The organism is Streptomyces sp. NPDC025793 (genome assembly GCF_055558375.1).
This window is the reverse complement of sequence record NZ_JBVHMR010000053.1, coordinates 1-25,824: the sequence shown is the minus strand read 5'-3', so window position 1 is coordinate 25,824 and position 25,824 is coordinate 1. Positions and strand designations below refer to the sequence as shown.

The following is a 25,824-nucleotide window of genomic DNA, read 5'->3' as shown; positions in this document are numbered from 1 at the left end:
CATCCGGTCACCGACCAGCGGGAGGCGCGGTGGCCGTACCCGGTCGTGAGCTCCGGCCGGACGGCGGGCTCGGAAGATCGCGGCGGCGGGCGGACTGCACGTCCATCAGCTGCGGTTGCCCAGTCGGCCGGAGCGTCTGTTCTCCTTCCTCGACCCGCTGATCGAGGACGGCAACCTGCACGGCTTCGCCCGCCTCGCCGCTTCGGTGTCCGTGTCCGTGTTCGTGTCCGCACCGATGCCCACCGCGCTGAACAACTGCCGGGCGGCGGTCGGTCCGATCGGGCCGGCCCCGCGGACGTGTCAGGAATCGGGATGCCGATCCCCTGCCGGCCGGGCTGCGGCGAAAGGTGAGCTGGTGACGGGGGCCGTTGCTGTGATGCGGATGGGCCGGTGGATTCGGCCCTTGATCAAGGCGGAGAGCGCGAGCGCGGAGGACGCCGAGACGAGGCCGCCCAGGACCAGGGTGGAGCGGGCGCCGAAGGTGTCCGACACCAGGCCGACCAGAGGGGCGCCGATCGGGGTGCCGCCGAGGAGGACCAGGAAGTAGACGGACATGACGCGGCCCCGCAGATGTGGGTCGGCGTGGAGCTGGGTCAGTGCGTTGGCGGTGGTGGTCACGATCACCGCGGCGAATCCAGTGGGGATCAGCAGGGCCATGAACGAGCCGCAGTCCGGCATCAGGCCCTGCGCGGCTTCCAGCGCCCCGAAGACGATCGTGGTGGAGATCAGCCGGCGTGCGGTGGGGGGCTTGTCACGGCTTGCCCCGTAGATCGCGCCGATGAGGCTGCCCAGGGCGTACGCGGCGGAGAGGTAACCGAAGGCGGCGGCGCCCGTGTGGAAGGCCGTGATGGCGACGAGCGAGGTGGTGACCTGGAAGTTGAGGCCGAAGGTGCCGACGAAGGCGACGAGACTGATCGGCAGGAGCAGTTCCGGGGTCGAGGTGATGTGGCGGAAGGCGTCGCGCAGTCGGGTACGGCCGGGTGCCCGGGGTCGGCGGGGGCCCGGTGGGTCGTCCGTTCGGATGGTGATCAGGCCGTAAAGGACAGCCAGGTAAGAGGCCGCGTTCACGAGGAACACCGGGCCTGTGCCGAAGGCGGCGACCGTCAGGCCGGCGAGGGCGGGGCCGACGCTGCGGGCCACGTTGAACTGGGCGGAGTTCAGTCTGATCGCGGTGGCCACGCGCTCCCGGTCGACCAGTTCGGAGATGTAGGCGTTGCGGGCGGGGCTGTCCACTGCGGTGGCGCTGCCGAGGGCGAAGGCCAGCACATAGACGGACGGCAGGTTCACCGCGCCGGTGACGGTGAGCAGTCCGAGCAGGAGTGACTGCACGCCCATGGCCGTCTGGGTCACCAGCAGGATCCGTCGCTTGGCGTAGCGGTCGGCGAGGATGCCTCCGGTCAGGCCGAACAGGGTCTGCGGCAGGAACTGCAGTGCGGTCACGATGCCGACCGCGCTGCCGCTGTTGCCGGTGATGTGGAGGACGAGCAGGTCCTGGGCGGCACGCTGCATCCACGTGCCGATGTTCGAGGTCAACTGCCCGAGCAGGTAGCGGCGGAAGTTCCGGACGGCGAGTGCGCCCCTCACCGGCATGCGGGAGCCCGCGCTCATGACATGTGAGGGGCGTAGGTGCCGCCGACGGCGGACACCTCGGCATCGTCGAGGTGATGGAAGGTCGGGTGGGGATGCATGAGAAACGCGTGGTGCGAGATGTTCCAGGCGTAGGCGCCCGCCATGGCGAAGGCGACTCGGTCGCCGACGCGCAGCCGCTCCACCATGACCCGCCGAGCCAGGACGTCCTTCGGCGTGCACAGCTGTCCGACCAGGGTCACCGGCTCGTCACGGGCCTCCGGCCGGTCCCAGGGCCGCGGCCACAGGTCGTCGGGAATCACCTCGAAGGGCTGGTCGTGCTGCTTGGCGGCCGGAGTGCGCAGATGGTGGGTGCCTCCACGCAGCACGGCGAACGCCTCCCCGCGGCTGGACTTGATGTCCAGGACCTGGGTGACGTACCAGCCGCAGTACGCGGTGACCGAACGGCCGGGCTCGATCCGCAGCGTGAGGCGAGGGTGGCGGGCCAGGATCCGGGCCAGTCCCGTCCCGAACCCGGACCAGTCGAACACCGTGTGGGGGTGGGCGTAGTCGACGCCCATGCCCCCTCCGACGTTCACCTCGGCCAGGTCGACTCCCCGTTGGTGAGCCCAGTCTTCGGCCCAGGTCAGGATCTTGTCGATCAGGACCAGTTGGGCCTGGGACTGGAGTCCACTGGCCAGGTGGAGGTGCAGGCCGCGCACGCGGATGCGCGGGTAGGCGGCGATCAGCTCCCGGCAGCCGTCCAGTTGCGCGGGATCCATGCCGAACGGGCTCGGGTGTCCGCCCATGGCGAGGGCGACATGGCCCAGGTCGATGGGCAGGTTGACGCGCAGGAGGACGTCGGCGCTCCGGTCGCCCAGCAGGGCGGTGAGAAGGCGTAGTTCGTGTTCGCTCTCGATGTGCAGGCGCTCCGCTCCGGCTTCCAGTGCCCGGGCCAGCTCTGTCTGCGTCTTGCCGGGGCCTCCGAAGGCGAGCGGCGCATCGGGGACGAGCCCGCGGACGTGGCTCAGTTCGCCGCCGGAGGCCACCTCGAATCCGTCGACGTACGCGGCCAGGGCGCGCAGGATCCGGGGATCGGAGTTGGCCTTGGCCGCGTACAGCAGCTCGACGCGTTCGGGCAGCGCGGCCCGGATGGCGTGCACGTGCTCGCGCAGGGCCGGGAGGTCGTAGACGTACGCGGGCAGGTCGTCGTCGGTCAGCCGGCCGACGTGGTCGAGCAGTACGGGCCTCACCGGATCACCTCCCGGGGAAAGTCCGCGCCGAGCAGGCTGGGCAGAGGAACGTAGGTGGCATGCCGGTCGGCCTGGCGGGCCCAGCGCAGCAGGAGGTTGGCCTTGGCGGGAAGCGGTACGCCCGACAGCAGGGCGCGCAGGCGCGGCGGTTCGGCGGCGGTGCGGGCGTAGGTGGCCAGGTGGTCGCGGACCAGACCCCAGAGGGCGGGTTCCAGCGTCGGTTCGAGGTCGGCCAGGGCGCTGAGGACTTCGGCGGCGTGGTTGACCAAGAGGCAGTACGCGACCCGGTTCCAGCCGCGTTCGGGGTCGTAGGTGAGGGGGCCCCGGACGTCCTCGGGCAGATCGGCAAGGGCGTGCCGGTGGTGTTCGGCCAGGAGCTTGGTGCCCTCCAGGTCGCGGAAGATCATCTGTGCGGGAGTGCCGTCGGGGTGCACGCCCACGACGACGTTCTGCAGGTGGGGTTCCAGGACGACGCCGTGTTCGAAGTAGGCGGCCAGTACTGGTGGCAGCAGCAGTCGTAGGTACGCGTCCCACCAGGCCAGGACGTTCCCGTCGCCGCGGGCGAGCAGATGGGAGACGTGGGCTGTGCTGGTCGGGTACTCGTCCGCCACCGCGGCGGCGAGCAGGGGTGTCACTCCGGGACGCAGATGCCGGCGCAGTCCGGAGCGGACGATGACGCCGAGTCCCTCCAGGAGTTCCCTCTCGGCAGCGAGCGTGCGGTAGCCGGGCTCGGCCAGCAGGGCACAGCCGGAGAAGCGGCCGGCGAGGTCGGCGAAGACGGGCTGGAGCAGGCGGTTGAGGGAGACGGCACCGGGCAGCTCGTAACTGGCGTGTTTGCGCAGACAGTTGGTGAGGCGGACGTTCAGGCTGAACTTCAGGAAGGTGTCGCTGTCGGGCTCGTACAGCGTGCGCACCGATGCGGTCGGCACCAGCTCCGGTCCGCTCACTCCGGTGTCGACGACATCGCCGACGGCCACTGCTTCCCGTAGCCGGTCGTGGCCCTGCAGCAGCCGGTACTGCCAGGGATGCACCGGCAGTATCGCGAATCCCGGATCGGACGCCGGGCACAGCGCCTCCATCTCCTGCAACTCGCCCTCCTCACGCACGAGATGGCGGCGCACGGCCAGGCAGCGCAGACGGAAGCGCGCGCCGGTCTCCGGGCCGTAGGCCAGCCAGTCGGCCGGGTCGCCGGTGCGGGACTTGGGCGTGGGGTGGAAGCGATGGCCGAACACGAGGGACTGTTCCGACGCAACGTACGGATCCGGGTGCGGCGAGGCGTCCGCCCGCTCTTCGAGCGCGGTGCGGATCGTCTCACGGCTGTCGGCTACCTGGCTCAGGAACTCCTCGTTGGCGACACCCGTACGCAGTTCCAGTTCTTCCTGGACGTATCCGGCCAGCTCCTTCCAGCCGACTGTCACCCAGGCGTCGTCGTCGAGCCGCTGCACCGGCCCTTGGAAGCGGTGGGCTCCGATCAGCGAGACCCTGCGCAGCGGGGAGCGCAGCAGGATGCCCCGGCGGGGCAGACGTAGCAGGAGGTGGTCGTCGTCGACCGTCACCTGATGCTCGGGGGCCGACACCTCGCGGATGAGGCAGTTGAGCAGCGTGTGGGCGGTGACGGTGTCGGCTGTCGTCACCGGCGTGCTTGCGTCGATCGGGTTGGCGTGGGTGGCGGTGCCGGTGCTCATACGGTCGCTCCAGGGGGACAGTGGTCGGTGCGGGGAATCAACGGCAGGACGCCAGGGGGTTGGGGACGGGCGTCCACTGGGCCTTGCCCGGGTTCTGGGACAGGCGCATGGCGACGGTCGCCTTCAGCGGCATCGTGTCGCCGAAGAACGCCGCCGCGTCCTCCCGGTCCGGCAGGCCGGCGTACACCCTGTGGCCGACCTCGGCCACCGCGCCCCACAGTGCCCGGGGGTCGGCCGCCCGTGTCCGGCTGAGGACGGCGACCAACTCGGTGAAGACTCCGCTGACGAGGCCGCCGAAGAGCTTGGTACGCAGCGCGTCCACGTCGTCTCCCGCGCGGGTGCCGAGCAACGGCGGCAGAGCGAATCCGCACCGGGCCAGGCGTCGCGGGCTGACCCGCACGCCGTCCAGATCCCGGTACAGCACCCGCACCGGCCGCCCGTCCCGCAGTACGACCAGGGTGTTCTGGCCGTGTGCCTCCAGCGCCACGCCCATGGACAGCAGCGTCAGTGCGGGCGGCAACACGAGCCCAGCGAAGTCCGCCAGCCAGCGCACCGGGTCACCCGACACCACAGTGGCTCCGGTCGCGTGGACGGCGGTGAGCGGAACCGCGATCTCTCCGGCGTCGAGGTAGCACTCGGTCGACTCCCGGATCATCGCGGCCAGGCTCTCGCAGGGCTGTCCGTCCACGCGCACCGCGCCGCCGCCCAGCTCCCGCAGGATGCGCAGGCTGCCGCGATACCCGGCCTTGTCGATGACGGCCGCGACCAGGTCGGACAGCGGGGGCCCGTCGGCGACCTCGGCCGCGGAGATGGTGCGCCGGTAGTTGGTGACCTGCACGTCGAGTGCCGTCTTGATGTGGCAGCCCGGCAGGACGTCCAGCGGGGCGAGGGTACGCAGCGACAGCAACGGCCGGGCTCGGATCGTCTCCTCCACGACGGCCAGGTCGGGGTGGTGCGCGAGCATGTGGTCCCGCTGCCAGGGGTGCAGCGGGAGGAGGATCGTGTCGCCGTCCCGCAGTCGACACGGCCAGTCGCCGGCCCCCTGCCAGCGGTCGGCCGGGACACGGAGCAGCGCCAGCCGGACGACGGGGTGGTGCTCGGGAGCGTACGCGAGCACGTCGTGGATCGACATGCCGGTGCGCGTCCGGCAGCAGGGATGCTGCGGGTGACCGTCGACCACCGCCTGCTCAGCATCCGCCGAGTCCTTCGGCGGGATCCTTTCGCCGGCGTTCGCGGCCCTGGCCAGGGCCAGGTTGACCACGCTGTTGTCCAGTTCGGCCGCCAGTCGCTCCGCCGCAGGGGTACGCAGGCCCAGTTGCGCCAGCAACTCCGCCGGCCCATGGATCGGCCCCTTCGGACCCGATACGGCGAAGTCGTCGGGCACCTCGGCGAACGGCCGCGCGCTGGATTCGGCCGCCGAGAGTGCACCGCCCCGCTGCGACTCGACCACGAGGGCGCCGGACTCCCGGCGATGCCCGGTCACGCCGGGCAGCGGCTCTCGTACGAAAGCGCCCCACAGCCGGGCGAGCACGGTGGCACGTGCTCCCGGCAGCGCGGTCGTGAAGGGTGCCACCAGGTCCGGGCGTGTGCGGCGTAGTTCATCAAGAGGCATGGACATGGGTATCCCAGGTGCTGGTGGTCGGGGCGCTCGGCGTGCGGTGCTCCGGTGGCATCGGCCGGGCAACCGACACTATGGGAAGACGATCAAGCGCATTGCCAGGACACATGCAGCGGGGGTCCCGGAATCCTCCGATGAGGCGTTTTTCCTTCCTCACCTCCAGCCGATTCCGCTGAGAGGGATTCCCCTTCATGCGGCCCGAATGCGACCCGGCCCTTCCCCGTTTTTCGGCTGTCACCTGGGGGAATGGGACATTGCCGTTCGCGGCCTTAACTCCGGGCTTACTCCCCGCTGTCCATGTCCTGGATGTCGTCGTCGCGCCGCGCTTCGGCGGTTACGCCGACCGTGAAGGATCACCGGCTTGAGGGAGGCTACGGCGTTTGCGCCACACCCATGGGCCAAGGTCTGTGAGCCTTTCGCCATGCATGTCTTGCTGATCGAGGACGACGACCGGGTGGCCGGACCGTTGGCGGAGGGACTGCGCCGTTTCGGATTCACCGTCGAACACGCCAGAAACGGGGCCGACGGCCTCGCCGCGCCGGAGGCGGAGATGGTGCTGCTGGACCTGGGGCTCCCCGACATGGACGGCATCGACGTCTGCCGTGCCCTCCGCTCCCGCTCGTCCGTGCCGATCATCATGATCACTGCCAGAGACGACGAGGTGGACCGGGTACTCGGTCTTGAGCTGGGCGCGGACGACTACGTCTCCAAACCGTTCGGCGTACGGGAACTCGTCGCCCGGATCCGTGCCGTGATACGCCGCGCCCGGCCCCTCGTGCCGGCCACCCCGCGCGAGGAGCCGCCGCCCTCGGCTGACCCGGCACGGCAACCACGGACGTCCCGCATCCAGCGGATCGGCCCGCTGACCATCGACCATCGCACCCGTCAGGTACACCTGCACGAGGCGCCCATCGCCCTCGCGCCCAAGGAGTTCGACCTGCTCGTCTGCCTCGCCAAGGACCCCGGAGCGGTCTGTTCCCGCCGGCAGATCCTCGACACGGCATGGGAACCCAGCTTCTTCGGCCCCACCAAGACCCTCGACGTCCACATCGCCGCGCTGCGCCGCAAACTCGGTGACGCGGCCTGGATCGAGAACATCCGCGGAATCGGCTTCCGCCTGGTCCCCCCGGCACACACCGACGCCACGTCCCTCGCGGAACCGGCGCACGGCGGAGAGCCCCGGTGACCCGTCGCCTGCTGCTCAGCCATCTGAGCCTCATGCTGTTCGTCCTGCTCGCGCTCGAAGTGCCCTTCGGCATCCTCTACGCCCGCAGCGAGCTGTCCCGCTTCTCCCATGCGGCGCAGCAGGGGGCGATGACGCTCGCCGAGGTCTGCGAGGACAAGATGGAGCACGGGCTGACGGCCGACCTGCCCGAACTGGCCCGCGCGTACGGGCAGCGCACCGGCAGCCGGGTGCTCGTCGCCGGGCACAAGGGCACCGTCCTCACCGACACCGCTGCCCGTGCCCCGGTCGGCAGGGACCTGTCCGCCGAGCCGGACATCTCCACCGCACTGCGCGACCAGCCCGCCGTCAGCACCCGAAGCGAGCCGTCCACAGGCCGCGAGGTCCTCATCGTCACCGTGCCGGGTGGTCCCGACGCCACCGTGGCCTGCGTGGTGCGCACGGTGTATGCGCTGGGCCCGCTCACAGCGAGGGTCCACGCCACCTGGCTGGTCCTCGCCGCCGTCGGCCTCGGGGTCCTGGCCGCCGTCGCCCTGATCGGTTTCGCGCTCGCCCGCTCGATCACCCGTCCCGTCCAGGCCCTGGAGCGCGCCACCGCACAACTCGCGGAAGGCCGCATCACCGATCCGCCGGCCGCCGATCACGGGCCGCCGGAACTGCGCAGGCTCGCCGTGTCGTTCACGAGAACCGCGACCCGGCTCCAGCATCTGCTCCAGGCCCAGCAGGCGTTCGCCTCCGAAGCCTCCCACCAGCTGAAGACTCCCCTGACCTCACTCCGCCTGCGCCTGGAGAACTTCGAGCCGCACCTCGCCCCCTGCGCCCAGGACAGCCTCGACAAAGCACTCGGGGAGCTGGAGCGGCTCAGTCGTATGGTGCAGGGGCTGCTCGCGCTCGCCCGGCTGGAGAACTCCGCGACCAGGCCGGAGGCCGTCGACGTCAACGCCGTCGTCGCGGATCGCGCGGCCATCTGGGCGGCCTTCGCCGATGAACAGCACGTCGACATCATCGCCTCCGGGACGGAAGCCGTGTGGGTGTGGGCCGTCCCGGGAGCTCTGGAGCAGATCATCGACAACCTGCTCTCCAACGCGCTGCGCGTGTCCCCGCCGGACACCGCCATCACGCTCGCAGCCGCCACCACCGCGAGGGAAGGCAGCCGCACCCCTGCCATGGCCGAACTGCATGTGGTCGACCAGGGCCCCGGTATGACGGAGACAGAACGGCGCAGAGCCTTCGACCGGTTCTGGCGGGCCCCCGACGCCGACCACGACGGCACCGGACTCGGCCTGCCGATGGTCCGGCAACTCAGCCACGCAAGCGGCGGTGAGGTCACCCTGGAGGCAGCTCCTGGCGGCGGGCTCGACGCCGTCGTCCGACTCCGGTGTGCCGAGAGCCGCGCTCGTCAGGAACTCGGCAGCACCCCTGCGGACGCCGACTCCGCAGGCCGCCCATGTCTCCACACCACCCACAGCGCCGCTGTTCGCTGCCCTTGAGGGACCGCCATGGTGTTGCCGCTGTGGTCGGTGTCCACCGTGGCCGGATGCCACCCGGTCTCCTGCCGCGCCTCCGGAACCGAAGCCACCAGACGGGGAGCCGACCGGCCGGTGTGCGGCCGGACGCCCACAATGGAGGCATGACTGTGACTGGTCGCTGGCAGTTCTGGATCGACCGAGGCGGCACCTTCACCGACGTCGTGGCGGTGACGCCGGACTCCGAGGTGGTCAGCCGCAAGCTGCTCTCGGAGCGGCCGGAGGTGTACCGGGACGCCGCGGTCGCCGGGATCCGGCTGGTGCTGGGCCTGGAGGAGGACGAGCCGATTCCGGCCGGCCGGATCGAGGTCGTGAAGATGGGCACCACCGTCGCCACCAACGCGCTGCTGACGCACAACGGCGAGCCGACCGTCCTGGTCACCACCCGGGGCTTCCGGGACGCCCTGCGCATCGCTTACCAGAACCGCCCGCGCATCTTCGACCGTCGCGTCCTGCTCCCGGAGGCCCTGTACGAGCGGGTGATCGAGGTGGACGAGCGGATCGGTGCGCGCGGTGAACCCGTCCGCCCGCTCGACGCGGACGCCGCGCGGGAAGCGCTGGAGTCGGCGTACGCGGACGGTTTCCGGTGCGCCGCGATCGTCTTCCTGCACGGCTACCGCTACCCGGAGCACGAGGCCGCCGTCGCCGAGGCGGCCCGCACGATCGGCTTCTCACAGGTCAGCTGCTCGCACGAGGTGAGCCCGCTGATCAAGCTGGTGCCTCGGGGCGACACGACCGTGGTCGACGCCTACCTCTCGCCCATCCTGCGCCGCTACGTCGACCAGGTGGCGGCCGAACTGAACGGCGTGCGGCTGATGTTCATGCAGTCCGGGGGCGGTCTGCGCGAGGCGGGCCACTTCCGCGGCAAGGACGCCGTGCTCTCCGGCCCTGCGGGCGGCGTCGTCGGCATGGCCCGCGCCGCGAACCGGGCCGGGCACACCCGGGCCATCGGTTTCGACATGGGCGGCACCTCGACCGACGTGTCCCACTACGCGGGCGAGATCGAACGGATCCTCGGCACCCAGGTGGCCGGGGTGCGGATGCGGGCGCCGATGACCGACATCCACACCGTCGCCGCGGGCGGCGGCTCGGTCCTGCACTTCGACGGCATGCGCTACCGCGTCGGCCCCGACTCGGCCGGTGCCGACCCCGGACCCGTCTGTTACCGGCGCGGCGGGCCACTGACCGTCACCGACGCCAACGTCATGCTCGGCCGGATCCAACCCGCCTTCTTCCCACGGGTGTTCGGCGAGACCGGCGACCAGCCGCTGGACGCGGCCGCGGTCCGGGCCCGCTTCACCGAGCTCGCCGAGGAGACCGCCGCCGCGACCGGGCGGCACCGCACCCCGGAGGAGGTCGCGGCGGGCTTCCTCGACATCGCCGTACTCAACATCGCGAACGCGGTGAAGAAGATCTCCGTCCAGCGCGGCCGGGACATCACCCGCTACGCGCTCGTCGCCTTCGGCGGCGCGGGCGGCCAGCACGGCTGCGCGGTCGCCGACCGGCTCGGCATCGACACCGTCCTGATCCCGCCGCTCGCCGGGGTGCTCTCCGCGTACGGCATCGGGACGGCGGACGCGGTCGCCCTGCGCGAACGCTCCCTCGAAGCCGCCCTCGACCGGCCGGACACCGCGGCCCGTGTCGAGGCCGTCCGTGCCGAGCTGGCCGAGCAGGCACGCACCCAACTGCACGAGGACGGCGTGCCGGAGGACACCGTACGGACAACCGCACGCGCCCTGCTGCGGTACGAGGGCACCGACTTTTCGCTGCCCGTGCCGCTCGGCGCGGCGGACGACATGCGGGCCGACTTCGCCCGCGAACACCGCGACCGCTACGGCTTCACCATGGCCAAGCCCCTGGTGGTGGAGGCCGTCGCCGTCGAGGCCACCGGCTCCTCCGGCCCCCGCACCACCGCCGCGCCCGTGCTGCCGCCGCAGAACGGTGAACTCCAACCGGCCGCCACGGTACTGATGTTCACGGAGCGCCGCCGACAGTCCACGCGGCTGTACCGGCGCGAGGACATCCGCGAGGGGGCCGTGATCGAGGGCCCGGCGATCGTCGCCGAGGCGGACGGGACCACGGTCGTCGATCCCGGCTGGCAAGCCACGGCCGACGAGCACGGCGACCTCGTCCTCACCCGCTCCCGGCCCCGCCCGACCCGGACGGCGGCCGGCACCAGCGTGGACCCGGTGCTGCTGGAGGTCTTCAACAACCTGTTCATGTCCGTCGCCGAGCAGATGGGCGTACGGCTGGAGAGCACCGCCCACTCGGTCAACATCAAGGAGCGCCTCGACTTCTCCTGCGCGCTCTTCGATCCGGACGGCAACCTCATCGCCAACGCCCCGCACATCCCGGTGCATCTGGGCTCGATGGGCGAGTCCATCAAGGAGATCCTGCGTCGCAACGAAGGCTCACTGCGGCCCGGCGACGTCTACGCCGTCAACGACCCGTACCACGGCGGCACCCATCTGCCCGACATCACCGTGGTCACCCCGGTCTTCGACGATGCCGGCGACACGCTCCTCTTCCTGGTGGCCTCGCGCGGCCACCACGCCGAGATCGGTGGCATCAGCCCCGGATCCATGCCCGCGTTCAGCACCACCATCGACGAGGAGGGCGTGCTCTTCGACAACTGGCCGTTGGTCCGCGACGGACACTTCCGCGAGGACGAGACCCGTCGCCACCTCACCGGCGCCCGATACCCCTCTCGCGACCCGGACACCAACCTCGCCGACCTGCGCGCCCAGATCGCCGCCACCGAGAAGGGCATCCACGAACTGCGGCGTGTCATCGACCAGTTCGGCCTCGACGTCGTCCACGCCTACATGCGGCACGTCCAGGACAACGCCGAGGAATGCGTACGGCGCATCATCGCGACCCTCGACGACGGCGAACACCGCTACGAGACCGACAACGGCGCCGTCATCCAGGTCACCCTGCGTGTCGACCGTGAACGGCGGTGCGCCGTCCTGGACTTCACCGGTACCTCACCCCAACAGCCCGGCAATCTGAACGCGCCCACCTCGGTCGTCATGGCGGCGGTGCTGTACGTCTTCCGCACCCTGGTCGCCGACGACATCCCGCTCAACAGCGGCTGCCTGAAGCCCCTCGACGTGCGCATCCCCGCCGGTTCCATGCTCTCCCCCGCCTTCCCGGCCGCCACCGTCGCCGGGAACGTCGAGACCTCCCAGGCCGTCACCGGCGCCCTGTACGCCGTCCTGGGCACCCAGGCCGAGGGCTCCGGGACGATGAACAACGTCTCCTTCGGCAACGACCGCGTCCAGTACTACGAAACCGTCGCCTCCGGCTCCGGCGCGGGCGAGGGCTTCGACGGGGCGGACGCCGTGCAGACCCACATGACCAACTCCCGCCTCACCGACCCCGAGATCCTGGAGTGGCGCTACCCCGTGCGAGTGGAGGAGTTCCGCATCCGCGAGGGCAGTGGCGGCGCGGGCCACTGGCACGGCGGCTGCGGAGTGGAGCGCCGGATCCGGTTCGCCGAGCCGATGGCGGTCGCGGTCGTCTCCGGCCATCGTCGCGTTCCGCCCTACGGCATGGCCGGCGGCGCACCCGGCGCCCTCGGCGAGAACCTGATCGAACGCGCCGACGGCCGCACCGAGCGGCTGCGCGGCTGCGACACCGCGGACGTCACCGACGGCGACGTCCTGGTCATCCGCACTCCCGGAGGGGGCGGCTACGGACATGCGGGCGGCGGAGTGCCCGCCCGGTGACGTGTCCGGTGCACCACGGCTGTCGGCGGATGCCGAGGCTTCCCTGACCGTGTCGACGCCGGGCACGGCCGCGCGCTCAGCCGCCGCAGGGACCGCAGTAGGGACAGGTCCCAGGGGTCATGGGCGGCTACCGGCAGCGGAGGGGGTCGCGGAGCGTGCCGGGTCGGCCGACGGCTCCACCGTGCGCGAGGGTGGGGTGGGGGCCCAGGGCCGGTGTTCTGTCGGGGGTGTCGAGGGGGCGGCTGAGGGCGGGGCGGTGGTGGCCGGGGGGCGGGTGGGAAGGGCCGTCGTACCCGCCGAGGCACGGACGCCGGGGCGAGGGGTGACACTCGCGGGACCCGACTCGGCCGGAGTCGGTGGGGCCGAGGGGCTGCTGGCGGGGGGCGGAGCGAGGGGGACCGTCGGGGAGGCGGGGGCCTGGTGGGCGGTGCGCAGCAAGGGTATGGCGAGGAGGGCGGCGACCGTGCAGGTCGCGCCGGTTGTGACGGCTGCGCGCAGGATGCGGCGGCGGGCGGCGCCACGGCGGATCTCCTCGTACCGGCCGGGGGGCGGGGCGAGGTGCTCGGAGGGCGGCCGCATGATGAGGGCGAGGGGGTCGTCGGGTTCGAAGTCCGGCCCGTCGTCATTGAATGTGATCAAGGCTTCTCCTCAGGTGGGCGCGGAGCAGTTCGCGGGCCGCGTGCAGGTCGGCCTTGACGGTTCCTTCCTTGCGCCCGGTCAGCACGGCCACCTCCCGGATCGGCAAGTCAGCGTAGTAGTACAGAAGGGTCGGTATGCGCAGTCGTTCGGGGAGTGCCTGGACGAGCAGGCGGACCGAGGGGTCGGTCTGCTCGGTGGGTGGGCGGACGGACTCCTCGACGGTGGCGCGGCGCATGGCCTTGCGCTCGCGCTCCAGGCGGCGCCAGTGGTCCCGGACGATGTTGGCGGCCGTGACGTAGAGGAACCCCCGGGGCTCTGACACGGACGTCCAGCGGGCCCAGAGGCGGGTGAACGCCTCCGAGGCGATCTCGTGGGCGGTCTCGTCGTCGTCGACCAGACGGCGGCACCACCCGGCCAGGCGCGGGTAGAGCGCGGCGAACAGCTCTGCTGCCGCCTTCTCGCGGGACCGTTTCAACGCTCTCCATAGGGGTGAGGGCCCTCGTCGCGCCCGGGGCGGGGCGCCCGTGGGGAAAGACCCCGGGCCGACGGCGTACGTTCCATCGGCCCGGGATCGGGGCGGGCGGCAACCGTCAGTGGCTCGTGGTGCTCAGCGTGGCGAAGACGATCACGTTGTCGAGATAGCCGTTGCCGGTGCGGGGTCCGCCGCACGTGATGAGTCGTAGCTCGGGCCGGTCGACGTCGCCGTAGACCGCCTTCGTCGGAAACTCGGCCTTGGCGACGGTCCGTACGGAGGTGACGGTGAACCCGGCCGATCTGCCGTTCTCCAGGCGCACCGTGATCCCGTCGCCCCGGCGCAGCCGGTCGAGGTGGCGGAAGACGCCGTCCCCGTAGGCGCCGACCGTGACATGGCCGAGGATCACCGACGGACCGGTCTGGCCCGGCGTCGGGGAGTGCTGGTACCAGCCCGCCCGGTCGTGCGCGGTGATCGGGGGCACCTGCACGCTGCCATCCTGCGCCAGCCCGAGTCGCATGACCGGGGTGTCGACGCCGATCTCGGGGATCCGCAGTCGCGTCGGGACCGAACGACCCAGGTGGTACGGCGCGTTCGCCGGGTCCGCGGAGGACCGGGCGGACACGTGCGTGCCGTCGGCGCCGGCGGCCGGCGGCCCGTCGCCGCCATGGCCGGCACAGCCCACGAGCAGCGGGGCGAGTACCGCGGTGACGAACGCGCGCCTGGAGAGGTGAGTCATGCCCCGGTCGCCCGTCGGCGGCGCACGAGGAAGACCGCCGCGCCGCCCACCGCGAGGGCGCCGGCGGCACCGCCGCCGATCAGCATGCCGTCCGAGCCGGAGCCGCTGGAGCCGGTGGCCACGCCGGTGTCGGGAGCACCACTCGGTACGACGCCGACCTGGCCGCGTCCCTCGCTCGGCGCGACGGTCGGCACGGGGGTGGCCGCCCGGCGCGGCTCCCGGGTGGGTACCGCGCTCGGCTCCGCGCTGGCCGGCGCGCTCGGCCGGGCCGACGGCACGGAGGTGGCGGAGGGACGCGGCGTCGCAGACGCGCTCGCCCCGTGGGCGAACGCGGGCACCGTGCTCGCCAGCACGGCGACGCCCGCGGCTGCCGTGGCGCTGAGGACTGTTCGGCGCATGAATCGCTCTCTTTCGTCGGCCGTCCCGGCGGCTGGCCGGGCGGGCTGCGTGATGGATCGAGCGGAGAGACGAGACAGGATCAATCCAGGTTGCAAAGGGTTGGCAAAGTCGCGCAGGCCTTCGCAATCGGGCGCCGTCGCATGGCGAGGACGAAGCAGACCGGGATGAGGGCGCGGGGCGGCGGGGCGGCGGGGCGGCGGGGCGGCGGGGCGGCGGGGCGGCGGGGCGGCGGGGCGGCGGGGCGGCGGGGCGGCCGTGATCGGCACACCAGCACCTTCTGAAACACCGCCTGAAGCATTTTCCCGCAGCGCTAAGACGACGACCGGGCACGCGAGCGGCCCGAGCTCGACACCTCCCCGCTCGAGGTGCTCGCCCGGCTGCACCGCTCGTATCTGCAGTACCAGTCGCGGATGACCTCTCAGCTCGATGCGCAGGGCCTGTCCGCCGCCGGGTTCGACGTGCTCACCGCGCTGCGCCGGGCCGGCGCACCGTGCCGGCGCACCGCCGGACAGCTCACCGCCTCGGGGCTGATCTCGTCGGCGGGAGTGGCCCTGCGCCTGGACCGCCTCGAGAAGGACGGCCTGCTCGTGCGGGAGCATGACGCCGAGGACCGCCGGGTCGTGTACTCACGGCTCACCGACGCCGGGCTGAAGAAGGTGGACGATCTGTTCACCGCGCACCTGGACAACGAACGCCGCGTGCTCGGCGGACTCTCGCCCGCCGAGCGTCGTCAACTCGCCGGACTGCTCTCCAAGTTGGAGCGCTCGATCGTGGAGTCCGACACCCTTGGGGGAATCCGATCGGGTCCGAGCCGACCCGGCGCGCGGTGTTCACGCCGCCGCCCGCCCAGATCAGCCGACGGCGTGCGGACGCCAACAGCTCGCGCGCGCCCGCGAGTTCGGCGGCGTAGGGCGTGGGTGGCTCGGCGGCCGGGACCACCGAGCCGTCGTCCAGTTGGGCCGCGTACTGCAGGTCGATCGGCCACTCGACGCTCGCGGGCCCGCCGGGCGCCGCGAGGGCGGCGGCGGTCGCCTCGCGCAGGATGGGATCACCGTGTTGCGGCGGCCGACACGGTCGACGGTGACGGCGATCAGGCAGCCGAGCAAGCCCGCGCAGCTCGTCACCGTCGAGTGGAGGAGGGCGGTCGACAGGCCGAGGTGGAAGCGGGTTCCGGTCTGGACGTCCCTGGCGGCAGTGTTCCTCTTCGGCCGCAACATCTGTCTCCACCTCTGCACACCCGAACCCTTCCCCACACGGATCAGGGCGTTGGGCACCAGCGTGGGCGGCGCCATGAACCGCCTGGGTGTCGTCCTCGGCCCGATCGTGGTGGGAGCCGTCCACGCCGGCGGTGCGATCGGCACGGTCTTCGTGACGCTGGCCGCCCTCGCCCTCGTCGGCTCGCTGACGGCAGCGGCCGGGGCCGAGGAGACGAGCGGGCGCAGCCTGGAGGACGTCGCACCGTAGGGTCTGTTCCTGACTGCGATGCGGGGCCCCTGCCGGTGAAGCCGTAGGTGGTGCCCGCGGACAGACCGGTGCCGGTGTACGTGGTGCCGCTCGCGGAGCCGGCGTGTAGGCCGACGTGGAGGAAGCAATCGCCGACGCCTCGCACCGCACCGTGGAGTACGCCGCCGACCAGGTCTCGGACCTGCTCGGCCCGGATGCGACCGTACTCGATCACGGCTCCGGGTACGGCGGCTCAGCCCGCGCGCTCGCCGAGCGCTTCGGCTGCCGGGTGGTGGCCCTCGACCTCAGCGAGGAGCACAACCGGCGCCGTCGAGCGGCCAACGCCCCACGCGGCCTGGACGGCCTGATCGAGGTCGTCACAGGCTCGCTCAACCATCTGCCCTACGAGGCAGAACGCTTCGACGTGGTCTGGCCCCTGGAAGTCCTCTGTCATGTGGCGCACCGGGACGGCGCTCCGGGCGAAGCGGTGCGGGTGCTCAGACCGGGCGGAGTGCTCGTCTTCTCGGACATCATGGCGGACGAGAAGACACCGGCCCAGGCCCTGCGGCCCGCGCAGTCCCGCCTCGGTGTGCAGAGTCTGGCAACGCCGTCGTTCTACGGACAGAGTCTGTCCAGACTCGGTCTGGCAGCGGACTTCGAAGACCGCACCCCGGACCTGGCCGCCCACTACGCACGCCTTGAGGAAGAGATGCGCCGCCGCACACCCGAGCCGCGCAGCACCATCAGCCCCGCCTACCTCGACGATCTCCTGGCCAACCTGCCCCTGTGGACAGACATCACCCGCCGTCGGCTACTGCGCTGGGGCCCCTTCCACGCCCGCCGCACCATGACACCAGCCAGGGCCTGACACAGCGTCAACAGGTCGGCAGTCCAATGCCTCGTGCCGCACGCACAGGAAGCTCCGACGGTCCCCTACCTTCCGGCGGCGGGAGCCGCCGCCGGGAAGGGCTACTTGCTGTTCGATTCACCCTCAGCACCGGGGGGTTTCCTCGACGGCAGCCTCCTCGGACGAGGCTTCATCAACAAGGTTCTCGGGCGCGGCCCCTCCGGCCATCTCTGGCACGGCTGATCCGTTCGGTGTTCCCGAGACGAAGAATGCGTCCATGCCGGGAACGTCGGACAGGTAGGTCTCGATGCTCGCGATCCTGCCATCGCGAAGGCGGCAGACGGTGGAGAGGTACTCATCCAACCGGACCTCGCCCCGGCGGGCGGTGTTGTGCAGGGACAGGGCCATGTTCTCGGGACTGACCAGGATGTGCAGCAGTTCGAAGTTGAGACCGTAGGAGGCGATCTTCTTCGCCCGTTCCACGACCGCCTCGGCGCCGTCCGCCGTACCGGAGACGGTGTTGTCGCCGGGGAGCGTCCAAGTGGCGTCGTCGGTGAGCAGGGCCCGGATGCCCTCCCAGTCACGGGCGGCGAGGCAGGCGTGGAACGTCCTGCCGAGCTGGTGCTGAACCTCGTACCGGGGCATTGAGCTCTCCTCAGGTAGACAGTTAAAGCGGCGATCTCCGCTTTAAGAACTCTAGGCAGGCCGACCCCTAAAGCGCAAACCGTTGCTTTAAGATGAGGGAATGCCCGTCAAAAGCAAAGAGAGCCGCCCAGGAGGCCGGAGCGCCCGTGTACGCGCCGCCGTGCACCGGGCGACGGTGGAACTGGTGCAGGAACTCGGAACCGAGAAGGTGACCATCCCAGCGGTGGCGCGCCGCGCCGGCGTCAACCCCAGCTCCGTCTACCGCCGCTGGGGGACAACATCCGCCCTCCTGGCGGACGTGGCCGCCCAGCACCAGGACGAGGGGACGCCGGAGCTGCTCGGCGATCTCCGCAAGGACCTCGAACGGGCCGCCGTGTGGACGCTCACCGACCTGTCCCGCCCGGGAGGCGTGGCGTTCTTCCGCGCCGAAGTGGCGCCGGACGTGGATGAGCGACGAGCCGGATTGCGCGAGTGCCTGGAGCGGGTCAGCACCCGGTTCCACGCCGCCCTGGAGGCCGCGGCCCGACGGGGCGAGGGAACACCCCCGCTGGAGCGGGTGCTGGACCGCGTGGTCGCGCCCCTCTATTTCCGGGTCGTGTTCTCGATTCCGGAAACGAACGAGGACTACGCACGCGGCCTCGTCGCCGAGTTGTGCGACTCCGGGCATGCCACCCCTTCAACCCCGGACCCGGGCCCCGGCGCGAACTCGGCGACGCCCGTCCACGAGTAGGGCGGAGCGTCTCGATCACGCCTCGGTCCGGTTGTCGTAGTTTCGTATCAAAGACCTGCTGGACGGCTTGATGGAGCAACCTCTGGCCCGGGACGCCCATCTAGCTGGGACGGAACTGACCTTCCTGCCCCCTTTGGGGCAGTACCAGCCGGAGCCGCAAGATGAGAAACCGACCCGCCGGAGCCCACCGGTCCCGTGGCCGGCGCCGCGCGTCCCGTACCCGCCGTTGGATCGTCGCGACGGTGTCCGTGGCCACGCTCGGACTGGTCGCCTGGCAGGTGATGAGCCACTACGAGATCCCGCCGTTCACGGACAAGGGCGACCCCGTCAACTACGACCAGGCCGGCAGCTCGAAGCACGGGAGGAGCGCCAAGGCCGCCGACTCCAAGACGCTGATGCCGACAGGCCCCAAGGCCGAGTTCAGGAACGTCAAGACCCTGAGCGACGGCACCCACGTCAGCGTCGTCACCCTGGACGGACCCAAGTCCGGGTTCAAGGGCAAGGTGTGGGTCTGGGCGCCCAAGGAGTACCAGGACGCGAAGTTCGCCACGAGCGGTTTCCCTGTCATGATCGCCCTGCCCGGCGGCCCCGGCAACGACAGCAACTACTGGTCGGTGGGCGAGTTCGGCCCGGACCGGCTCTCCCTGGAGAACAGCATCTCCAAGTGGTACGAGCAGGGCAGGAGCAAGCCCTTCCTGCTGGCCATGCCGATCCTCAATCCGGGACCGGACACCCACGGCATCTACTGGGACGCCAGTGACATCCCCAACCAGCCGAAGATGGGCACATGGCTGACAGAGGACGTCCCGGACCTGATGAAGGCCAACTTCCGCACCATCAAGGATCGTGCCGGCTGGACTTACATGGGTTCCTCCACCGGTGGCTTCGCGAGCCTGAAGGCCGTACTGAAGCACCCCGACAAGTTCAAGACCGCCATCGCCAACGGCCCTGACATCGTCCCTGACTCCCCGCTGTGGCGAGGCCACGAGAAGGAGATGCGGGAGAACAACCCCCAGGTGCTGGCCAAACGGCTGACGGCCGCCAAGGGACCGGACGTCTACGTCGCGTTCCAGGTCGGCACGAGGGAGAACCCCGCGACCATCAACGCCATCAAGAACTTCATGGCCACCTACGGAAAGGGCCCGGTCCACACCAGACTGTGGGAAATACCTGACGGCACCCACAACGGCGCCACCTACCTGAAGAAGATGGAGGGGCCCACGCAATGGATCAGCGAGCAGATGGCGGGCCCCACGCCGTCCTCCTGAGCCCGGGGTGCTGCACTGTGGCATTTCCGCAACGCGAGACGCCGAGCTGGCGGTTGTTCAGCGAGGTGACGACGATGCGGCGCAGGCCGAAGAGCCGGTGGCCGTGTTGAAACTCGTTGGAACAGGGCGGCGTGGCTGGCAACCGACAGCTGGGCGCCTGCCTCGGCCAGGGCACCGGCCGGCCGCGACCACGCGTCTTCCACGGGCAAGCGCCAGCGGATTCCCCGCGTCGTCGTGCAGGTCATCCGCGACCGACGCGGTCCGGGTATCCAGATCGAGCCGCCACGACAGCGCCACCCCTACGAAGGCGGTCCGGGAGCCGCGCGACCGGCACAACCCACGCGATGTCGATGTCGTCGACGTCACTGACGGTGTCCGCCGTACCTGCTCCCAGAGAGCCGATCAGCTCCGCACTTGAGCCAGGGCAACCCCTCCTCAGCACAATGCGCACCTCAGCGACCGGGGCGGCGCGATCGGACTCTCTCCCCATGACGCACACCGCAGTGCGACCCCACATCAAGCCGAGTCGGGATGCACTGAACTGGCCTGCCCCCTGCGCGATGGACCACAGCCGCCGCCCTGTCTGTCCCATGCGAGCCGGCCGAGGGTCCCGGCAGTCCCCGGTCCGGCCGTCGGCGCGCAGGGTCTCAGCGTCGGCCGACCCCCGTGACGGCCAGCAACACCCCGGCCAGCACCTGGATGGCGACGACGACCGTGATCAGGACGGGGATCGAGTAGCCGTACAACCCGCCGATCAGTGCGCCGCCGGCCAGGCTCGCCACCCCGACCACCCCGGCGAAGAGGCCGTACGCGGTCGCCCGCCGCCCGCTGGGCACCAGGTCGGCGACCGTGGCGCGCAGGGTGGACTCCTGGATGCCCATGGCCGCGCCCCACAGCAGCGAACCGGCCACGGCGATCGCGACCGTGCTCGTGAACGCCAGTGCCACCACACCCGCGGTCAGCACCGGCAGGGCGATGAGCACACGCGGGCCGTACCGGTCGTAGAGCCACCCCGTGGCCAGCGCCGAGACGGCGTCCACCGCCATCGCCGCCGCGTAGAGCACCGGCACCCAGGCAGGGGTCAGCAGGTGGCGCTGAACCAGGTGGTAGGAGAGCACGCCGAAGGTGGCGAAGCCGGTCGTGGTGGCCGCCGTGAAGGCGGCGTACGTCCAGAACGTCCGCGGCAGCCGCCCGCCCTGCACGTCCGGTGCAGTGGGTTCCGTGGGTACCGAAGCGGTCGCCTCGCGTTCGTAGGCCTCCGGGTCCGGTACCCGGGCCCGCAGCCAGAAGAGCAGCAGCAGGACGGCGATGCCGGGGGCGGCGAGGACGCCGAGTGCGGGGCCGTAGTCGGTGCCGGTGAGCGCGAGCACCCCTGCCACCAGCAGCGGGCCGGAGATGGCACCGATCTGGTCCAGCGCCTCGTGCACGGCGAAGCCGCGGCCCCGTCCGGTGGCGGCGGTGGCGTGCGAGAGCAGCGTGTCCTTCGCGGGTGAGCGCACCGCCTTGCCGACGCGCTCGGCGACGACCAGCACGCACGCGGCCCACAGCACCCCGGCCACGCCCAGCAGCGGGACCGAGGCGACCGTCAGGGCGTACCCGGCGATCGCCAGGCCCCAGAAGCGGCGGGTGCGGTCCGCCAGCGGGCCGGAGACCAGCCGCAGCCCCAGCGCCGCCGCTTCTCCGGCACCGGTGACAACGCCGACTACCAGGGCGGACGCGCCCAGTGAAGCCAGCAGGGGCCCGGTGATCGAGCGGGCGCCCTCGTACACGACATCCGCGAGCAGGCTGATCGTGCCGAACCAGACGACGAACCGCCACGGCCCCATCCTCGCCTGCCGGTCGTCCGCTTCACCTGACTCGGGCATTGGCCGATTCACGCCCACCATGCCTCCGCTCCGACATCCCGATGAACACCGCCACCCGACGGGCCAGCGCACTCGGGCCGACGTTGGATGCGGCGAGTGCCTCGCACCATCCTCCACCAGTCCAAGCGTCTCGTGGGAGAACACCGGGTACGTCGGCACGCCGCGAAGGGACGGGTGCCGAGCGGCAACTGCGCACACGCCGAAGCAGCCGCACACGCTGCACGCGTGGCAGGACACCCGCCCTCGACTGCGTGCGACTCGGCATCTGGTCTCATCGCCTGGCCGGGGCCTGACCCGTGGTCTTTGTCGGCCCCGGCCCCGTGCGCACCGGAGCCTTCCCGGTCGCCCAGGCGCCCAACCGGTCGAGAGTGCACCGCAGATGGGCCTGGCCTCGCGGGGCCGGCCCGGATCCGACGCCGTCGGCACCGGTGAACAGCCGGACCGGCAGCGCGAGATGGCTCTCGGCCAGTTCCGAGGCGGTTCCCAGCCCCTCCCCCCTTGCGCCGACGACCCTGACCGTGGCGCCGGACGAGATCTCGGCAACTCCGTGCCGCAACCACGGTGCTGCTCGGGGGTGGCGACGGTGTGGGCGTGCTCGGCTGCTCCCGGGACATCGTCAAGCCGTGCCCGGCTGCCCTCGCGTCGCGTACACGAGGGTGTCGTAGCCGATCGCTCGGGGCTCGTCGCCCAGGCGCGCGGCCGGGCCGTGGTGTCGATCGCGGTCACGTGGCCGACGACCCGCAGTACCGGTGCGCCGCTGAGTTGTAGCTGCGGCGGCAGTGCCGTCAGCCGCTGTCCGGGGGCGAGTTGATGGAGCCGGTCCCGTTCGACGAACCGGTCCGAGGCATTGACCGGCGTGACGGCGACGTCGATGACGACCTGGTGGTTGGTGGAGTATCGGTAATCCTTGGACTGTTCGGCCATCATGTGGTCGCGGGTGGGGACCAGGGTGCCGTCCACGATGAGGACGGCGTCCTTGCGGAATCGCTTGTGGGGCTGGAGCGCGATGATCCTGTTCGCGGCCGACTTCGAGATGCCGAACAGCGGGGCGAGCCGGCGCAGCGTCAAGTGGGTACGCCAGTAGGCCGCGACCAGCAGCACCCGGTCCTCCAACGGTAGACTCCACGGCCGTCCTCTTCGGACCGCGTCCGCGCCTTCACGGCGCACCACGCTCACCAACTTGTCGAAGCAGCGCGGGTTCAGCCCGGTGAACGGGGCTGTCCAGGACGGCTCCGACGCCGTGATCACACCCGTCACGATCGAGATCATCCCGCAGCATGGCGACGATGAGATCCCATCAGGCAGATCTACCGGCCGAAGCCTCTCCACTGCCTTCCCCTGGCCTCCCGCTCACGAAGTCCCATCGGACGGTTGAACGTCTCCGTAGATGCGAAAGCCGTGAAACCTGCGGTGTGGGAGTGCGGCGTAGAACTCTTCTGCGGTGTCCGTGACCAGGTCCATGCGCATGGCTCCGCAGCGGCGAAGAGTCTCCTGAACCAGACTGCGGCCGATACCTTCGCGACGGCGATCGTGAGCCGTGGCAAGCAGTGACAGATGTGCCTGTGCGACACCATCGGTCAGGGCTTGCGCAAAGCCGACAACTCGCGTGCCTTCGACCGCGACGAGCGCCACCACGCCCGGTGCCGTCAGGCTGGCCTTGGCCCGCCCGGGGTTGGCAGAGAAAGTGGACCATCCCTCACTACGACACAGGTCGAGGACTCCAGAGAGGTGAGCGGGATCGAAGAGGACGACGTCAGCCATGAGCGCGATTGTCCTCCTGCGGCGGCCTGCCCAATATCGGGACACCCCCTAGCCGTCAGCCCCCCCGGTGGATCGTCCAAATACTCAAGAACCAGCACCCGTTCGACGGGATCAGTGCCCAGGCTCCCCGGCCCGACGGGCGGGTCGACCCGGATCACGAGCCGCAACGCAGCCACCTCACGGGTGTGCCGGACAACTCGGCCACCCACCCGTGATCGCGAACTGCTCCCCAATCTGCGAACCCGGCGAGGCAACCCGGCTCAGCCTGCAGCCTCTTCCCGAACGGCACGTGCCGGGCTTCGGGGATCGATGGTCGAGACCATGCGCTCATAGACAGTGTGGCGGGCGCTGCGCCACCGTCCGCCCCTGCGCCAGCCCCACAGCTTGCCCTACCAGGGCAGAGTGATCCGCTGTTGGCGCTGCTCGGCGAGTCGGACTGTGCAGGCCTCGGCGTCATCGCCGACGCGTCGGTACGAGAGCGCGAGCTGTTCGTATGCGCGGGGTACGAGGCCGTCGGCGTCGCGTGTGACGAGCTTGCGAACCGCGTTGCCCGGTCCATCACGCCAGGTGTACCGGTGGCCGTCGAGGCACCTACCACCGAGGGGCGGCAGGACCTTCGACGGCTCCGAACGGCATCACTGCTGTGCCTCACGTGGGCCGGATCCGTTGCGACACCTGCTGCCGGCTACGGCCGTGAGATCGCCCGCACCGGCCTGCTGGACGACACGCAGGTCAAGCACGTCATGCTGTGATGTCCACCCGGCCCGTTCCGAGGGCCTGCTTCAGGGGGGAACGTTCAGTGGTGATCAGGTCGGCCTGCCCCTCGAAGACGTAAGAGACAACGATGTCGAGTGCCAGTGCAATGAGTACGGACGCGGGAGAACCCCGTTCCGGCTCCTCTCCTTTCCCTCCCGGTTCCTGCGGGGCGCACACTGTGAGCAGAAGGCCGTGCGTCATGAACTGCACGTGGAGGTGAGCCATGAGCACCCTCGAACTGCACGTCGATGTCGACGTTCCGATCGATACGGCCTGGGAGAACATTCACCAGGTGGAGAACTATCCACGCTTCGTGCAAGGAGTGCGGAGCGCGCGCACGGTGGCCGGAGGCCGAGCGCTTCTGGAGGTCGAGACAAGGGGCGGGGCCCGGGAGGTCGAGGCTGAGGTTTCCGACCGCGGAGAGCGCGTGATGGAGTGGCTGAGCCTGGGCGCCCCCGAGCTGACGGGTTCCTTCTCGCTCGAGCCGATCGACCAGAACCACACCCGGATCCAGGCACGCGTGGAGTACGACCCCGACACCGTCCGGGACACCTTCGGCGGGCCCAAGGGGTTCGCCCAGACGAACGCGATCGAACGGCTGGCCCGCGGCGACCTGGAGCACTTCAAGGAGTACGTGGAACGGAGGTAGCGGCAGGAAGACGGTGAGCGCGGCGACGTCAGGCAGTCGGTCGGCCGTTTGCCGCGGTCAGGTTTCGATCACGGCATCGCAGTCGGGGCAGACCGCGGATGCGTATTGCGTCGGGTACCACGGTGCTCCGGGGTGCTCGGAGGCGTTCCAGTCGGCCGCCTCCATGGCGAAGGTGTCCTTGCCGCACAGGGTCCTCGGTCCGGTGGCGGTGCGCGTCCCCGGGGCGACGGGCGCCGCGTGCACCTTGCGCACGTGCCGCTCCGTGCCAGTCGGTGGTCCGGCGGAGGAGCGTGGTGCCGCAGGCTTTTCGAGTTCGTAGACGACGATCTCGCTCATGCCTCCACCGTAGGCCGTCGCGAGGCTGAACCGCCCACCCCCAGGGCCGAAGGGCTGTGATCGGCCCTCCCGGCGTGCGCGGCCGCCCGGCCTGGTGGCACGGTGAACCAGCCCCTGAACTCCGTCCCCAGGAAGCGGACGATCACATTGCGGGCCCTCGCGGCCGCCGGGTTCAGCGACGATTGGCTGCTCAAGGCCATACGGACGACGCGCCGACGAGATTCGCCCCGGCCGGTCCGGCGGTCGGGGCCTACCGGGACGTACCCGTTGTGATCGGGCCGGCACGGACAGGTCACCACACGGCCCTCGCTGTCAGAGCAGATCCCGCCCATGGAGGTCGGCTGGGCCTCCGTCGGATCCGCAGCGCTGCACCGACGACAGGGGTAGGGCGGCGGCTGAAGCCTCCGACCACCAGTGTGCCGGGGGGACTCCACGGCTCAGTCGGCCGGGATGCCGGGCGAGCACCCTCGGCGTCGTTCTCGTCTTCTTCGAGCAGAAGCCCGTCTCGCGCGATGCCGCACCCCCACTACAGGCTCCTGAGGAAACTCCAGGTCGGCGTGGTGCGCCGCCAAGTGGATCCTGCGCCGGGTGTCGTGGCTGACCTTGTTCGCTTGGTTACCCAGGTCGGCGAGCTGTTCCGGATCGCCCAGCAGTTTGAGCTCGTCGAGAGCGGCGCGGGCGATGTGCCGGCGGGTCCGGGCCTCCTCGCGGGC

Annotated in this window: 21 protein-coding genes and 3 pseudogenes; 10 read left to right on the top strand and 14 right to left on the bottom strand. The window is 70.8% G+C overall.

The genetic code is table 11. The features are described 5' to 3' along the window. Positions 1-300: 300 nt before the first annotated feature. Genes ACZ4MF_RS43170 through ACZ4MF_RS43155 form a run of 4 tightly spaced genes read right to left on the bottom strand, consistent with a single transcriptional unit; the run spans position 301 to position 6,116 of the window. Positions 301-1,608 carry an MFS transporter gene (locus ACZ4MF_RS43170; protein ID WP_467499112.1) on the bottom strand — a complete coding sequence of 436 codons (1,308 nt, stop codon included), beginning with the start codon at positions 1,606-1,608 and terminating at the stop codon, positions 301-303. Further along, on the bottom strand, positions 1,605-2,819 hold the full coding sequence (locus tag ACZ4MF_RS43165; RefSeq protein ID WP_467499110.1) for a type III PLP-dependent enzyme: 1,215 nt from the start codon (positions 2,817-2,819) through the stop codon (positions 1,605-1,607). Before ACZ4MF_RS43165 ends, ACZ4MF_RS43170 begins: the two co-directional genes overlap by 4 nt. Further along, positions 2,816-4,504 (bottom strand): IucA/IucC family protein, encoded by a 1,689-nt coding sequence (locus tag ACZ4MF_RS43160; RefSeq protein WP_467499108.1) that lies wholly within the window; start codon positions 4,502-4,504, stop codon positions 2,816-2,818. The genes ACZ4MF_RS43165 and ACZ4MF_RS43160 overlap by 4 nt, the downstream gene beginning before the upstream one ends. Before the next feature lie 37 nt (positions 4,505-4,541). Beyond that, a complete protein-coding gene (locus ACZ4MF_RS43155; RefSeq protein WP_467499106.1) occupies positions 4,542-6,116 on the bottom strand; it encodes an IucA/IucC family protein in 1,575 nt (524 codons plus the stop codon). Between the two features lie 427 nt (positions 6,117-6,543). Between ACZ4MF_RS43155 and ACZ4MF_RS43150 the strand changes: the two genes are divergently transcribed. The 3 genes from ACZ4MF_RS43150 (at position 6,544) to ACZ4MF_RS43140 (ending at position 12,562) form a co-directional block, all read left to right on the top strand. Beyond that, positions 6,544-7,308 (top strand): response regulator transcription factor, encoded by a 765-nt coding sequence (locus ACZ4MF_RS43150; RefSeq protein WP_467499104.1) that lies wholly within the window; start codon positions 6,544-6,546, stop codon positions 7,306-7,308. Next, a complete protein-coding gene (locus ACZ4MF_RS43145; RefSeq protein ID WP_467499102.1) occupies positions 7,305-8,795 on the top strand; it encodes a sensor histidine kinase in 1,491 nt (496 codons plus the stop codon). The genes ACZ4MF_RS43150 and ACZ4MF_RS43145 overlap by 4 nt, the downstream gene beginning before the upstream one ends. A gap of 146 nt (positions 8,796-8,941) precedes the next feature. Next, positions 8,942-12,562, top strand: coding sequence for a hydantoinase B/oxoprolinase family protein (locus ACZ4MF_RS43140; RefSeq protein ID WP_467499142.1), 3,621 nt, complete (start codon positions 8,942-8,944; stop codon positions 12,560-12,562). Between the two features lie 117 nt (positions 12,563-12,679). On the opposite strand, the gene ACZ4MF_RS43135 is transcribed toward ACZ4MF_RS43140, so the two are convergent. The 4 genes from ACZ4MF_RS43135 to ACZ4MF_RS43120 form a co-directional block, all read right to left on the bottom strand. After that, complete coding sequence (locus ACZ4MF_RS43135; RefSeq protein WP_467499100.1) at positions 12,680-13,201, bottom strand: hypothetical protein; 522 nt, start codon at positions 13,199-13,201, stop codon at positions 12,680-12,682. Next, entirely contained in the window at positions 13,185-13,676 is a 492-nt protein-coding gene (locus ACZ4MF_RS43130) for an RNA polymerase sigma factor (RefSeq protein WP_467499098.1), read from the bottom strand. The genes ACZ4MF_RS43135 and ACZ4MF_RS43130 overlap by 17 nt, the downstream gene beginning before the upstream one ends. A 115-nt stretch (positions 13,677-13,791) precedes the next feature. Then, entirely contained in the window at positions 13,792-14,412 is a 621-nt protein-coding gene (locus ACZ4MF_RS43125; RefSeq protein ID WP_467499096.1) for a class F sortase, read from the bottom strand. Next, entirely contained in the window at positions 14,409-14,810 is a 402-nt protein-coding gene (locus ACZ4MF_RS43120; RefSeq protein WP_467499094.1) for a sortase-dependent protein, read from the bottom strand. The genes ACZ4MF_RS43125 and ACZ4MF_RS43120 overlap by 4 nt, the downstream gene beginning before the upstream one ends. Positions 14,811-15,176: 366 nt before the next feature. On the opposite strand from ACZ4MF_RS43120, the pseudogene ACZ4MF_RS43115 reads away from it, so the two are divergent. Continuing rightward, positions 15,177-15,593, top strand: a pseudogene (locus ACZ4MF_RS43115) (MarR family winged helix-turn-helix transcriptional regulator); the annotation flags it as partial. Between the two features lie 37 nt (positions 15,594-15,630). Here ACZ4MF_RS43115 and ACZ4MF_RS43110 read toward each other — a convergent pair. Beyond that, positions 15,631-15,855, bottom strand: a pseudogene (locus tag ACZ4MF_RS43110) (thiamine pyrophosphate-binding protein); the annotation flags it as partial. A gap of 36 nt (positions 15,856-15,891) precedes the next feature. Between ACZ4MF_RS43110 and ACZ4MF_RS43105 the strand changes: the two are divergent. Together ACZ4MF_RS43105 and ACZ4MF_RS43100 are read left to right on the top strand one after the other, a co-directional pair. Further along, complete coding sequence (locus ACZ4MF_RS43105; RefSeq protein WP_467499092.1) at positions 15,892-16,275, top strand: MFS transporter; 384 nt, start codon at positions 15,892-15,894, stop codon at positions 16,273-16,275. Between the two features lie 115 nt (positions 16,276-16,390). Next, the gene (locus ACZ4MF_RS43100; RefSeq protein WP_467499090.1) at positions 16,391-17,122 is read left to right on the top strand and encodes an SAM-dependent methyltransferase; all 732 of its coding nucleotides are present in this window, start codon (positions 16,391-16,393) and stop codon (positions 17,120-17,122) included. Between the two features lie 123 nt (positions 17,123-17,245). Here ACZ4MF_RS43100 and ACZ4MF_RS43095 read toward each other — a convergent pair whose 3' ends face one another. Further along, positions 17,246-17,746: a nuclear transport factor 2 family protein gene (locus ACZ4MF_RS43095; protein ID WP_467499088.1), complete on the bottom strand. Its 501-nt coding sequence runs from the start codon at positions 17,744-17,746 to the stop codon at positions 17,246-17,248. Positions 17,747-17,846: 100 nt separating this feature from the next. Here ACZ4MF_RS43095 and ACZ4MF_RS43090 point away from each other — a divergent pair, with 100 nt between their 5' ends. Both ACZ4MF_RS43090 and ACZ4MF_RS43085 read left to right on the top strand, forming a co-directional pair. Next, positions 17,847-18,476: a TetR/AcrR family transcriptional regulator gene (locus ACZ4MF_RS43090; protein WP_467499086.1), complete on the top strand. Its 630-nt coding sequence runs from the start codon at positions 17,847-17,849 to the stop codon at positions 18,474-18,476. Between the two features lie 242 nt (positions 18,477-18,718). After that, positions 18,719-19,744, top strand: a complete 1,026-nt coding sequence (locus ACZ4MF_RS43085) for an alpha/beta hydrolase (RefSeq protein WP_467499084.1) — start codon at positions 18,719-18,721, stop codon at positions 19,742-19,744. Positions 19,745-20,391: 647 nt separating this feature from the next. Here ACZ4MF_RS43085 and ACZ4MF_RS43080 read toward each other — a convergent pair. The 3 genes and pseudogenes from ACZ4MF_RS43080 to ACZ4MF_RS43070 form a co-directional block, all read right to left on the bottom strand. After that, entirely contained in the window at positions 20,392-21,609 is a 1,218-nt protein-coding gene (locus tag ACZ4MF_RS43080) for an MFS transporter (RefSeq protein WP_467499140.1), read from the bottom strand. Positions 21,610-22,476: 867 nt separating this feature from the next. Continuing rightward, a pseudogene (locus ACZ4MF_RS43075) lies at positions 22,477-22,866 on the bottom strand (transposase family protein); the annotation flags it as partial. A 93-nt stretch (positions 22,867-22,959) separates the two neighbouring features. Next, positions 22,960-23,370 carry a GNAT family N-acetyltransferase gene (locus tag ACZ4MF_RS43070; protein WP_467499082.1) on the bottom strand — a complete coding sequence of 137 codons (411 nt, stop codon included), beginning with the start codon at positions 23,368-23,370 and terminating at the stop codon, positions 22,960-22,962. Positions 23,371-23,783: 413 nt separating this feature from the next. Between ACZ4MF_RS43070 and ACZ4MF_RS43065 the strand changes: the two genes are divergently transcribed. Then, positions 23,784-24,122 carry a hypothetical protein gene (locus tag ACZ4MF_RS43065; protein WP_467499080.1) on the top strand — a complete coding sequence of 113 codons (339 nt, stop codon included), beginning with the start codon at positions 23,784-23,786 and terminating at the stop codon, positions 24,120-24,122. A gap of 227 nt (positions 24,123-24,349) precedes the next feature. Continuing rightward, the gene (locus ACZ4MF_RS43060) at positions 24,350-24,775 is read left to right on the top strand and encodes an SRPBCC family protein (protein ID WP_467499078.1); all 426 of its coding nucleotides are present in this window, start codon (positions 24,350-24,352) and stop codon (positions 24,773-24,775) included. 57 nt (positions 24,776-24,832) lie between these two features. Here the strand turns inward: ACZ4MF_RS43060 and ACZ4MF_RS43055 are convergent, their stop codons facing one another. Then, entirely contained in the window at positions 24,833-25,111 is a 279-nt protein-coding gene (locus ACZ4MF_RS43055; RefSeq protein WP_467499076.1) for a hypothetical protein, read from the bottom strand. Positions 25,112-25,824: the final 713 nt, after the last annotated feature.

Coding starts and splice junctions, on each gene's coding strand:
- ACZ4MF_RS43060 (WP_467499078.1), top strand. CDS start 24,350: ATGAGCACCCTCGAACTGCACGTCGATGTCGACGTTCCGATCGATACG.
- ACZ4MF_RS43125 (WP_467499096.1), bottom strand. CDS start 14,412: ATGACTCACCTCTCCAGGCGCGCGTTCGTCACCGCGGTACTCGCCCCG.
- ACZ4MF_RS43160 (WP_467499108.1), bottom strand. CDS start 4,504: ATGAGCACCGGCACCGCCACCCACGCCAACCCGATCGACGCAAGCACG.
- ACZ4MF_RS43055 (WP_467499076.1), bottom strand. CDS start 25,111: ATGAGCGAGATCGTCGTCTACGAACTCGAAAAGCCTGCGGCACCACGC.
- ACZ4MF_RS43095 (WP_467499088.1), bottom strand. CDS start 17,746: ATGCCCCGGTACGAGGTTCAGCACCAGCTCGGCAGGACGTTCCACGCC.
- ACZ4MF_RS43120 (WP_467499094.1), bottom strand. CDS start 14,810: ATGCGCCGAACAGTCCTCAGCGCCACGGCAGCCGCGGGCGTCGCCGTG.
- ACZ4MF_RS43080 (WP_467499140.1), bottom strand. CDS start 21,609: ATGCCCGAGTCAGGTGAAGCGGACGACCGGCAGGCGAGGATGGGGCCG.
- ACZ4MF_RS43070 (WP_467499082.1), bottom strand. CDS start 23,370: ATGGCTGACGTCGTCCTCTTCGATCCCGCTCACCTCTCTGGAGTCCTC.
- ACZ4MF_RS43155 (WP_467499106.1), bottom strand. CDS start 6,116: ATGCCTCTTGATGAACTACGCCGCACACGCCCGGACCTGGTGGCACCC.
- ACZ4MF_RS43170 (WP_467499112.1), bottom strand. CDS start 1,608: ATGAGCGCGGGCTCCCGCATGCCGGTGAGGGGCGCACTCGCCGTCCGG.
- ACZ4MF_RS43150 (WP_467499104.1), top strand. CDS start 6,544: ATGCATGTCTTGCTGATCGAGGACGACGACCGGGTGGCCGGACCGTTG.
- ACZ4MF_RS43090 (WP_467499086.1), top strand. CDS start 17,847: ATGCCCGTCAAAAGCAAAGAGAGCCGCCCAGGAGGCCGGAGCGCCCGT.